The following is a 10231-nucleotide window of genomic DNA, read 5'->3' as shown; positions in this document are numbered from 1 at the left end:
TCCATTGCAACGCCCGCAATGATCGGCGGTAGCGCAGCCCGTTGGCGCGCAGGGATGCCGACACCAGTTCCAGGGGATCGCTCACCACGCACAGAAGCCGCGTGAGCATGGGGTCCTGCTCGGTAGGCACACCGCCGAGGAAGGCGTCGTTCTTTCCATCCCACAGAAGCTGGGCGTTGATGTGGATACCCCAGCCGCACTCCCAGCCGTTCGCTTTCAGGCGTTCGAGCGCCGCAGCCACGTATTCGGCATCGAAGATGTAGGTGTCGGTGCGCACCCAACGGCCCAGCCAGAACTCCGCCAGCGGCCGCGCCGCCGGCGTGGCCCGCGGGATCAGGCCGCGAAGCATCTCGCCGCGCATCTCCATGTAGCGCACACGGGCCGGGATGCCGGCGGAGCGCATCAGCGCGATCAGCAGCGTCACCTTGTCGTCACCGTCGCCCCCGCGCGCCTCGAGTACGTCGCGGGCGGTCGGGTACTGCAGCTTGATCCGCTTGGTATAAGGCAGGCGCTTGACGAAGCGATAGATAGCCAGTGCCTTGTCCCGGTCGGTGCGGCACAGCTGGACAATCGAGCGAGCCTTCAGGCGCAGCTTGGTGTCGTCCAGGTCCAGCAGGGGCGTTGTGCCAAGCCAGTCCTGTGGCCGGTCGCTGGCTCTTTGATGCAGCCGGCGGGGCGAATCGAATTGTGCGGCAAGTGCCACCATGGAACCACCAACGGAGTGAATGGTTTACGCATCGTAACCCCGGAGGCGCAATTGCGGCGAATTTCCGTTCCACGCCCGAGCGCTGAGGGACTGACCCCTTCTTCCTCCGGAGAAGGCAGGCATGAGGGTTCGCTGCGTTGGATGTTGCGCCGCAGCATGTCATCAAACGCCGGTGACCAGCCGGCGGTTCAGGCGCCAGTGCCCAGGGTGCTTCCGGTTTCAGCTAACGCATTGCGCAGCTGGGTCTGTGCGATGGGCAGTTGCAGCGCCACGGCGCGCTCTACCACGGGTGCCAGGCGGCGCAGCTTCTTCTGCGCGTGGTCCTTGGCAATGTCGGCCAGACGGTGTTCCAGAAACGGGTTGAGCAGACGGTCGCGCAATTCCACCAGGTAGGCGTGGGCCTCGGGGCCTGTGCCCTCGGCGTCAAATACCGGCAGCACCTCGTCGGCCCATACCGCCTCCAGCGGGGTGCGCAGCGCCGGGGTGTGCATGGCCTGCACCACGGTCATGTCCGCAGCACTGCCCAGCAGCCGCCAGCGTTCGGCCAATATGGTGTGACCCAGGTTCAGCAGCCAGAGCTTGCGTTGCTCGAATGGAGCCAGTGCATCCRTCACCACCACGGCCGGGTGGTTGCAAGGAAGCACCATGCGCGGCTGGTGTTCGATAGCCCACAGCGCGTAGGGCTCGGCCACTGCACCGGCGGGTTCCAGCGGAGACGACACGATGCGGTCCACCAGTGAATTGACCCACACGCAGTGCTCCCGCACATAGCGAAGGAAGGCGGGCGTAACGCCCCAGCTCTGTGCCAGCGTGGATACCAGGTTGCGCAGGGTGTCACCGTTACGGCTGACCAGTTCGCAGGGATACAGCGTCAGGGGAGCCTCTGGTTGTAGCTGCCAGCGATGGTGCAGAAGCACCACCAGCTTGGCCGGGTAGCTGCTCGGCGCCGTCGTGGGGCTACGCAGCAGCGCCGCGGCGTCGGAGTCGTCCAGTGCATAGCCCATGTCTGCGGTGTTGGAGATGATGACCTGCACGGTGGTGGCCATGGCATCGCACAGTTGTGTCCAATCGCGGCGGGCATGCCAGACGGCCTGTACTGCATTCACTTGCACGGTCTCCTCGATACGCCGGCCATGTTGCATGCCACGCAATTCGACGCGGTAGCCATGTGCCAGTGCCGCAGCGCGTGCACTGCTCTGCGGGCTGTCTGTGCTCTGCACGACGGCGATGCCGCCCAGTGCCAGGCCCTGGGCCAGGGCCTGGGATACAAACAGGTCTGCATGCGCCTGCAGAAAGCGTCCGGTGCCGAACTGCAGGATGGGCGTGCTCACGTGGAGGCTCCGGTCAGCATTCGATCAGCGCCTTCACCACGCCCTGCGTGGGGTCCAGCAGGGTGGCGAATTGGGCGGGTACATCGGCCAGGGCCATGCGATGGGTGTTGAGCGCCGCGGTGGGGATTTTGCCGCCCCGCATCGCCTCAAGCACCGTTTCGAAGTCTTCCATGGTGGCATTACGGCTGCCCAGCAGCGTAGCCTCGCGTTTGTGAAACTCCGGATCGGCGAACGTAATGTTGTCCAGCACTATCGACACCAACACATACTTGCCGCCATGGGCAATGAACTGGAAGCCGCGCTCCATGGCCTTCGCGTTGCCCGTGGCGTCAAAAACGACATCGTAAAAATCTCCGTTGGTCAGTGCGCGCAGCTCGTCCAGGTCCTTGTCACCTATCACAACACCCGCATGCGCCCCCAGGTGTTGTTTGCAGAATTCCACCCGCTCCTTTCGCGTGTCCAGCGCTGTGACCTGGCCACCACGCAGGCCGGCGAATAGCAAGGCAGCCATGCCGATGGGGCCCGTCCCTACCACCAGTACACGCTGGCCGGGCTGCACGTCGGCGCGACGTACGGCGTGGGCACCAATAGCCAGAAATTCCAGCATGGCGGCCTGGTCCAGTGAAACACCCTCTGCCTTGCGCACAAACTGCGCGGGTACGTTGAGATACTCGGTGAAGGCGCCGTCGCGGTGCACGCCCAGTACCTGTATATTGACGCAGCAGTTGGTCTTGCCCTGGCGGCAGGCTACACACCGGCCGCATGACAGGTAAGGCATGACGAAGACGCTGTCGCCGGCCTGAAGGGGGCTGTCCGCTGGAGCTTCCTCTACGGTACCCGCGATTTCGTGGCCCATGACGCGTGGATAGGCCAGGAAGGGTTGTTTGCCGGTGAAGATGTGCAGATCGGTGCCGCACACCCCCACGCGGCGGATGCGCAGCAGCACATCGCCTTCATTGCGGATGGGCATGGCCCCTTCAACCGTGCGCAGCACGCCGGGAGTTTCGCAAATGACTGTCAGCATAGATGTCCTTGGGTGGAAGTGGTTAGTCAATGTGGAATACGGATTCCATGGCGGCCCAGTGCTCGCCTGGGCTGCGGGTTTGAAGGGGGCGTTGGCAGGGGCCGCAGAGGGTCCACCAACGCTGCGTCTCGGCATCAGCGGCGATAGCGGCCATGTCCGCGTCAAAGTCCCGGCCGTGGTATTCCCAGTAGCCGAACAGCAGGTTTTCCGGCTCTCGCAGAAAAATGCTGTAGTTGCGCACCTGCGATTGGTGAATGCGCTGCAGCACAGCGGGCCAGACGGCCGCGTGCAGGCGCTTGTATTCGGCGATGTGCCGGGGGTCGATACCAATGACCCATCCCATTCGTTGCATATCAATTTCCGTCTATATGTTGGCCAAGGTGGTACAGGCGGCGCGCATTGCCGCCAAAGATGGCGGCCAGTGGCCAGTGCGGTTTGCCAGATTCCAGAAATGCGGGTGCGCGTCGATCAGCATGGGGTCTTCCTCAGGCTGGTACTGGCGCATCGGGATGCAGCAGGTCGCGGCTGCGCAGGGCCTGCCACAGCGTGGCGGGAATGGGCGTCTCCAGCCACGCGACGTTCTGTTGCAGCTGGGTTGCGGTGCGGGTGCCGGTGACGCAGCACACAACCGCAGGGTGCGCCAGTGGAAACTGCAGTGCGGCGGCCTGCAAGGGCACGCCGAATTCCTCGCAGGTCAGCGCCAGCGCTTGCACGCGCGCCACCACGGCGGGCGGGGCTTCCGCATAATTGAATTTGGTGTTGCCCGCCAGGACGCCGGAGTTGAACGGCGCGGCCACCACGATGGCGTTGCCGCGGCGCATGCAGTCGCCCAGAAAGGGGGTGATGCAGTCCTGCTCCAGCAGGGTGTAGCGCCCGGCCAGCATGGTGCAGTCCAGGTCGAACTCCTGCATGCTGTCCATCACCACCTGCCATTCGTTCACGCCCAGGCCCACTGCCTTGGTGGCACCGCTTGCGCGCAATTCGTCCAGCGCGCGGAAGCCGCCCCCCGTGGTCAGTTGTTGCCAATAATGCGCATGCTGTTCGCCGTGGGTGTCGCGGCCGATGTCGTGTACGTACAGGATGTCGATATGGGCCAGGCCCAGCCGTTGCTGGCTGTCCTCGAATGAGCGCATTACGCCGCTGTAGCTGTAGTCATACTGCGGGCGAAACGGGTAGGGGTTGGCCCAACCTCCATCGCCAGGACCCACGCTGGCATCGGGGCGCAGCAGGCGGCCCACCTTGGTGCTGACGACATACTCATGGCGGGGGCAGTCGGCCAGCTGGGCGCCCAGGCGGTGCTCGGAGCGGGTGTAGCCGTAGTAGGGTGCCGTGTCGAAATAGCGCACGCCGGCCGCCCAGGCGCAGGCAAAGACTTCCTCCACCTCGCGGGCACTGGTGGCACGGTACAGGCCGCCCATTTGCGAGCAGCCCAGGCCCAGGGCAGTCAGCCGCAGGTCCACGCGGGGAAGGAGTTTCAGATCCGTGGTGTGCATATACCCATCCTCCGGCAGCCGGTGCCGGAGGGATCCTTGGGTTGGAGCGGTTTAGTAGAGAACGTTCTTGGCAGCGGGTGTGTCGATGTTTTTCTTGGTCACCATCAGCACACCGGTATCGCGGAAGGCGGGTACTTTCTTGCCTGCCACGATTTCCGCCACGGTCTTCACACCCAGGTTGCCCATTTCAAAGGCGCTTTGCACGGCAATCGCCTCGATGGTGCCGTCTTTCACAAAGCCTTGCAGGTCGGAGTTGCCGTCAAAGCCGATGGCCACCACCTTGCCGGCTTTGCCCGACTGAACCAGTGCGCGGCCCATGCCGATAGCGGTGGGTTCGTTGGCGCCGAAGATGCCCTTGAGGTCGGGGTTGGCGGCCAGCACGTCGGTGGTCTGGTTCAGTGCGGTACCCATCTGCGAGTTGGAGTAGAAGGGGCCCACGATCTGCAGCTTGGAATGCTTCTTGATGTAGTCGGTGAAACCTCCCACGCGGCCGATTTCGGAGCCCGAGCCCGCGGTGTAGGACATGACGGCAATTTTGCCGGTGGTACCGACTTTCTCGATCAGCGTCTTGGCGGACATTTCTCCGGCAGTCTTGTTGTCGGTGGCCAGGAAGGACTGGTAGTAAGCCTTGCCGGAATCCGATGCGGCGGAGTCAATCAACACCACAGGAATCTTGGCTTCCCAGGCTTTTTTCATGGCGGGGATCAAGGCATCCGGATCCGACGGGGCCAGCACGATGCCGGCGACCTTGCGGTTCACGGCGTTTTCCACCAGGGCCACCTGCCCGGCCAGGTCGGTGTCGGATGCTGCGCCCTGGAAGGTGGCGGTGTAGCCCTTGAGATTTCCCACGGCAGCGTTGGCACCCTTCTTCACGTTTTGCCAGAAGTCCGAGTTGGCGGTCTTCACGATAACGGCAATTTCCTTGTCGGCGGCCATAGCCATCGACGACGCAGCCACCAGGGCGGCTGCGATCAGTGTGTGGACAAATTTTTTCATTTCTTTCCTCATGGGTAGTGGTTGTGGAGGTTGTCTCTCGAAGTCCCGGTAAGCCCTGCCGGTAGGGATCACTTGCGATGGCGCATCTGGTCGATCCATACGGCCAGCAGGATGACGACGCCAATCAGAATTTGTTGGGTGAAAGCGGACACGCCGCTCATGTTCAAACCGTTGCGCAGGATGCCAATCACGAACGCACCAATGACGGTGCCCGACACCGTGCCCACACCACCCGTGAGCGAGGTCCCGCCTATCACCGCGGCGGCAATAGCATCAAGTTCGTACATCAGGCCCTCGCTGGGCTGGGCCGTGACCAGGCGTGACATCAGCACGCAACCGGTCAGCCCGGCCAGCAAACCGGAAAGCACATAGGCAAACAGCGTCACGCCGTTGACGTTCACGCCCGAGAGCCGGGCGGCTTCCAGGTTGGAGCCGATGGCGTACAGATGGCGGCCCAGCGTGGCACGGTTAAGCAGGACGGAGACGGCCAGCGCCAGCACGACCATGAGCACCACGGGATAGGGAATGCCGACGAACACCACATCGGGGAAGCCGTCCGCACCGATATTGACGATGCGGAACAAGGCTCCGTTGCCCAGTTCCGCAAAGCTGTCGCCCAGGCCGCTGATGGCGCGGGCATCGGTCAGCTGCAAGGCCACGCCGCGTGCCACCAGCATCATTCCCAGGGTGGCAATAAAGGGCGGCAGTTTGAGCACCGTCACACACAGGCCGTTGATCAGCCCGCACAGGGCACCGACCAGCAGGCCGGCAAACATGCCCAGCGGCACGGGCGCGCCCGCCTTGACCAGCATTGCGGCCACGACGCCGGACAGTGCCAGGATGGCACCTACCGAGAGGTCGATACCGCCGGTGATGATCACGCAGGTCGCTGCGATGCCGAGGTAGGCAATGGACGTCACCTGGAGCGCCACGGTCATGCCATTGCCCACGCTGAAGAAGGCGTTGCTGGTGAACGAGAAGATGGCGATGAGTCCCAGCAAGCTGGCCAGCGCGGCAAATTTCTGAAACAGGTCTTGTTGTTGTTCGGTCATGGTGTGGTTCGGGAAAGAAGTCTTGGAGGGTTCAGTGGGTCAGCTGGTCGGCTTGCAGGGGCGGCACGCTGCGGCCGGAGGCGTAGTGCATGACCTCCTCCTGATGGGTCTCGCGGGTGGGGAGGATGGTGACCAGGCGGCCTTCATGGAAGACCGCGACACGGTCGGTCATCCCCATGATTTCGGGCAGCTCGGAGCTGATCATCACGACGCCGATGCCCTGCCCTGCGAGCTGGTCCAGCAACTGGTAGATCGCGTACTTGGCGCCCACATCAATGCCGCGTGTGGGCTCGTCAAAGAACAGCACGCGTGATTGACGGAACAGCCATTTGCTGATCACGAGCTTCTGCTGGTTGCCCCCCGAGAGCAGGCGCACGATCTGGCTGCTGCTGGGCGTGCGGATGTCGAGTGCGCCAATGTAGTGGCGTGCGGCATCCTGCTCCTTGGCAAACTGGATCATGCCCGCACGATTGGACACGGCTTCCATGTGGGCCAGTGTGATGTTTTGCGCCACATTCATCTTCAGTGCCAGCCCGTCGTGCTTGCGATCCTCTGACAGGTAGGCCAGCCCCTGGCGTACGGCATCCCGTGGCGAGTGAATGGTGAGACGCTGCCCGGCCAGAAACACCTCGCCGGCGTCGATGGGGTCGGCACCAAAAATGGCGCGAGCCACTTCGGTGCGGCCAGCCCCCATAAGCCCTGCAAAGCCCAGAATTTCGCCACGGCGCAGCTCAAAGTTCACGTCGTGAAACACACCTTGGCGTGTCAGGCCCTGTACGCACAACAACACGTCGGCAGTGGGCACGGATGTTCTCTTGGGGAATACGTCGTCCAGCGAGCGCCCCACCATTTTGGCCACGATCTCTTCCACACTGGTGTCGGCCAGGTGTTCGGTGGACACGTAGCGTCCGTCGCGCAAGACGGTGACCCGGTCCACGATGAGCGCCAGTTCGTCGAGGCGGTGGGAGATGTAGACAATGCCCACCCCCGTACGCTTGAGCTCATGGATGATGGCAAACAGCTTCTCGGTTTCCGACTCCGTGAGGGACGAGGTGGGTTCGTCCATGATGAGCACCTGRGCGTTGAGCGACAGCGCCTTGGCAATTTCCACCATCTGCYGCTGRGCTACCGACAGGGTTTTGACCAGAGCGTCCGGKGCAATGTCCWGCCCTAACCGGTCCAGGCATTGCTTTGCCTGGCGGCGCAGTGCCGCCCGGTCGATCAGCCAGCCTTTGCGTGGCTCGCGGGCCAGGTAAATGTTTTCGGCCACCGTGAGGTGCGGAGCCAGGTTCAGCTCCTGGTGAATGATGGCAATGCCGACAGCCTGGGATTCGGCGGTGGATTGGAACTGGCAGGCTTCGCCGCGATAGTACAGAGCCCCCGCATCGGGCTGGTACTGGCCGCTGATCACCTTCATCAGCGTCGATTTGCCTGCGCCGTTTTCGCCGCACACCGCGTGTACCTCGCCGCTTCGCACCTCAAAGCTCACGCCATCCAGCGCCAGCACCCCCGGGAAGCGTTTGGTAATTCCTTCCAGGCGCAACAGTACCCCGGCCTCGGCGGGGCTGGGCGCGTCGGGACGGACGGGATCGGGCACGGAAGACAGCAATGCGAACTCCTCTTGGTGGGTCAGGGGACCGGGAGGGATGAATCTGCTGCTCTGCAAATTGGTAAGGCCACCTGACACGATGTGGCGTATTTGGCCTTACCGGGAGGTGCGTGTGTATTGGTGCTTACCCGTGATCCGGGATCAAAATCGGGGTGAAAAGACGGGAAAAAGCCTGCGCAATTGCACAGGCCTGACCACCGCACAGGAGCAAAGGTTGACAGCACAGACCTTGGTTCACGACCATTCGCGGCGGTTCTCGACCCAGCGCTGTTCGGAGGCTTGCAGATGCATGCGCATGGCGTTCTGTGCGGCCAGTACATCCCGGTTTTCCAGGGCGCGCAAGATGGCTTCATGCTCCTGCAGCGCAATGGCCCAGCTTTGGCCCGATTCGGAATGCGCGCTCAGGCGCGCGGCAATCGGGCTGTGGCGCTCGTCAAACAGCTCTCCCACCAGCCGCTCCAGCACGGAGTTGCCGGTCATTGCTGCAATCGTTTGGTGAAACTGCCGGTCAAAGGCCAGGGGCGAGCGGTTTTGTGCCATGGCGGACAGCATGTTGTCCAGAATCTGGCGCAGCGCCAACAGCGCCTCGGGCGTGGCCCTGGCGCAGGCCTGCAGCACGATAGTGCCCTCAAGGGCGGCGCGTGCCTGCATCAGTTCGATCGGGCTTTCGCCCATGGCGGCCAGGGACTGCGGCTTGCGCTGGGCCGCGCTGCAGACGTACACGCCAGCGCCCATGCGCACTTCCACGCTGCCCTCAATTTCCAGTGCAATCAGCGCCTCGCGCACCGAGGGGCGTGAGACGCCCAACTGCAGGGCCAGATCGCGCTCCGGCGGCAACCGCGCACCCGCGGTGTAGTTGCCCTTGTCAATGAAGGCGCGAATCTGCTCGGCAATTTGTTGATAGAGCCGACGGTTGTCGACCTGTTTGAGTTGGTCCAGCATGAGTCCTCCGCGTGAAGTGCAGTTTATGCGACGGCGGTTTTTGCTATGGGGTTATGGTTCGAACTGGTAAGGCCAATGCAAAATTTTTCACGCTGACGTTACTAATTTTGGAGCCAATTTTGATTGGCTGGAGTACCACTCACACCTTCCGCCCCCTCATGATCCAGCTCAGCGACCTGACAACCTGAGATAGGCGAGCCGGCGCCACTGAGGCAAGGCGAGAGCCGGGACGATAATCCAGGTCACCCTTTCCGATTACCCCATTGCCACGAAAGCATGACCTCCATGAAGACATTGACCGCCGCGCTCATCGCCCTGGCCTCCATTGCCCTRTCCAGCACCGCCCTTGCCGCCGCCCCGGCCGAGACCCTGCCCAGCGGCGTGAAAATCGTGCACAGCACCGACGGCACTGGCCCGCAGCCCAAAGCGACCGACACCGTCAAGGTGCACTACCGCGGCACGCTGGCCGACGGTAAGGAATTTGACAGCTCTTACAAGCGCGGCGCGCCCGCCACCTTCCCGCTGAACCGCGTGGTGCCGTGCTGGACCGAAGGCGTGCAGAAGATCAAGGTCGGCGGCAAGGCCACACTGACCTGCCCACCCGCCACGGCCTATGGCGACCGCGGCGCCGGCGGCGTGGTGCCGCCCAATGCCACGCTGACCTTCGACATCGAACTGCTCGCGATTGAAAAGTAAAAGCTAAAGAGGCGCTTCGAGCGTCGTGAGGAGGGCTTTGTCAAAGGACTCCGCGCGCTCGAACTGCAGCCAGTGGCCGGCGCATTCGACCAGGGCCAGGCCCCTGAAATCCGCAGCTCGCTCCAGGGCTGCCCGCAGCCCATCAAGCTTGCCGCGGTACAGCGCATCCTCTTCCCCGTAAATCGCCCACACCGGGCAGCGCAGCCGCGCCAATGACTGCGCCAGCGCGCCGGTGCGCGCCAGGCTGCGGCCCTTCATGCGGTCGCGCAGCACGTTGGCGATGTGCAGGCGCAAGGCCAGTTCGTTGATCGCATTCTCGCGGTACAGCATCAGCGCAGCGAGATTGTGGCGATGGATCTCATCGCGCTGGCCCGCATCGGTG

General features: G+C 63.3%; 11 protein-coding genes. 1 reads left to right on the top strand and 10 read right to left on the bottom strand.

Annotated elements, in window-relative coordinates; translation table 11 throughout:
* The 9 genes from AC1D1X_RS07985 to AC1D1X_RS07945 form a co-directional block, all read right to left on the bottom strand.
* Positions 1–703, bottom strand: a 703-nt coding sequence (locus tag AC1D1X_RS07985) for a transglutaminase-like domain-containing protein (protein WP_477698096.1), incomplete at its 3' end; no start/stop codon positions are given.
* Positions 704–894: 191 nt separating this feature from the next.
* Positions 895–2037, bottom strand: coding sequence for a mannitol dehydrogenase family protein (locus AC1D1X_RS07980; protein ID WP_477698095.1), 1143 nt, complete (start codon positions 2035–2037; stop codon positions 895–897).
* 13 nt (positions 2038–2050) lie between these two features.
* On the bottom strand, positions 2051–3061 hold the full coding sequence (locus AC1D1X_RS07975) for a zinc-binding alcohol dehydrogenase family protein (RefSeq protein WP_477667885.1): 1011 nt from the start codon (positions 3059–3061) through the stop codon (positions 2051–2053).
* Positions 3062–3083: 22 nt separating this feature from the next.
* Positions 3084–3413, bottom strand: coding sequence for an L-rhamnose mutarotase (locus AC1D1X_RS07970; RefSeq protein WP_477646226.1), 330 nt, complete (start codon positions 3411–3413; stop codon positions 3084–3086).
* 133 nt (positions 3414–3546) lie between these two features.
* Positions 3547–4554, bottom strand: a complete 1008-nt coding sequence (locus tag AC1D1X_RS07965; protein ID WP_477667886.1) for an aldo/keto reductase — start codon at positions 4552–4554, stop codon at positions 3547–3549.
* Positions 4555–4605: 51 nt separating this feature from the next.
* Positions 4606–5550, bottom strand: coding sequence for an ABC transporter substrate-binding protein (locus AC1D1X_RS07960; RefSeq protein ID WP_457280127.1), 945 nt, complete (start codon positions 5548–5550; stop codon positions 4606–4608).
* Positions 5551–5618: 68 nt separating this feature from the next.
* Positions 5619–6602, bottom strand: coding sequence for an ABC transporter permease (locus tag AC1D1X_RS07955; protein ID WP_477667887.1), 984 nt, complete (start codon positions 6600–6602; stop codon positions 5619–5621).
* Positions 6603–6633: 31 nt separating this feature from the next.
* On the bottom strand, positions 6634–8208 hold the full coding sequence (locus tag AC1D1X_RS07950; protein ID WP_477698097.1) for a sugar ABC transporter ATP-binding protein: 1575 nt from the start codon (positions 8206–8208) through the stop codon (positions 6634–6636).
* Positions 8209–8445: 237 nt separating this feature from the next.
* On the bottom strand, positions 8446–9153 hold the full coding sequence (locus AC1D1X_RS07945) for a FadR/GntR family transcriptional regulator (protein WP_477665654.1): 708 nt from the start codon (positions 9151–9153) through the stop codon (positions 8446–8448).
* Between the two features lie 285 nt (positions 9154–9438).
* Between AC1D1X_RS07945 and AC1D1X_RS07940 the strand changes: the two genes are divergently transcribed.
* Positions 9439–9849: an FKBP-type peptidyl-prolyl cis-trans isomerase gene (locus AC1D1X_RS07940; protein ID WP_477667888.1), complete on the top strand. Its 411-nt coding sequence runs from the start codon at positions 9439–9441 to the stop codon at positions 9847–9849.
* A gap of 3 nt (positions 9850–9852) precedes the next feature.
* Here the strand turns inward: AC1D1X_RS07940 and AC1D1X_RS07935 are convergent.
* Positions 9853–10231: alpha/beta fold hydrolase (locus AC1D1X_RS07935; RefSeq protein WP_477698094.1), on the bottom strand; the 379-nt coding region annotated here is incomplete at its 5' end.

The sequence above is a fragment of the Polaromonas sp. P1_G4 genome (assembly GCF_056405475.1).
The sequence above is the reverse complement of the archived record's forward strand: the minus strand, read 5'-3'. Positions and strand labels throughout refer to the sequence as shown.

Coding starts and splice junctions, on each gene's coding strand:
- AC1D1X_RS07970 (WP_477646226.1), bottom strand. CDS start 3,413: ATGCAACGAATGGGATGGGTCATTGGTATCGACCCCCGGCACATCGCC.
- AC1D1X_RS07945 (WP_477665654.1), bottom strand. CDS start 9,153: ATGCTGGACCAACTCAAACAGGTCGACAACCGTCGGCTCTATCAACAA.
- AC1D1X_RS07975 (WP_477667885.1), bottom strand. CDS start 3,061: ATGCTGACAGTCATTTGCGAAACTCCCGGCGTGCTGCGCACGGTTGAA.
- AC1D1X_RS07960 (WP_457280127.1), bottom strand. CDS start 5,550: ATGAAAAAATTTGTCCACACACTGATCGCAGCCGCCCTGGTGGCTGCG.
- AC1D1X_RS07955 (WP_477667887.1), bottom strand. CDS start 6,602: ATGACCGAACAACAACAAGACCTGTTTCAGAAATTTGCCGCGCTGGCC.
- AC1D1X_RS07965 (WP_477667886.1), bottom strand. CDS start 4,554: ATGCACACCACGGATCTGAAACTCCTTCCCCGCGTGGACCTGCGGCTG.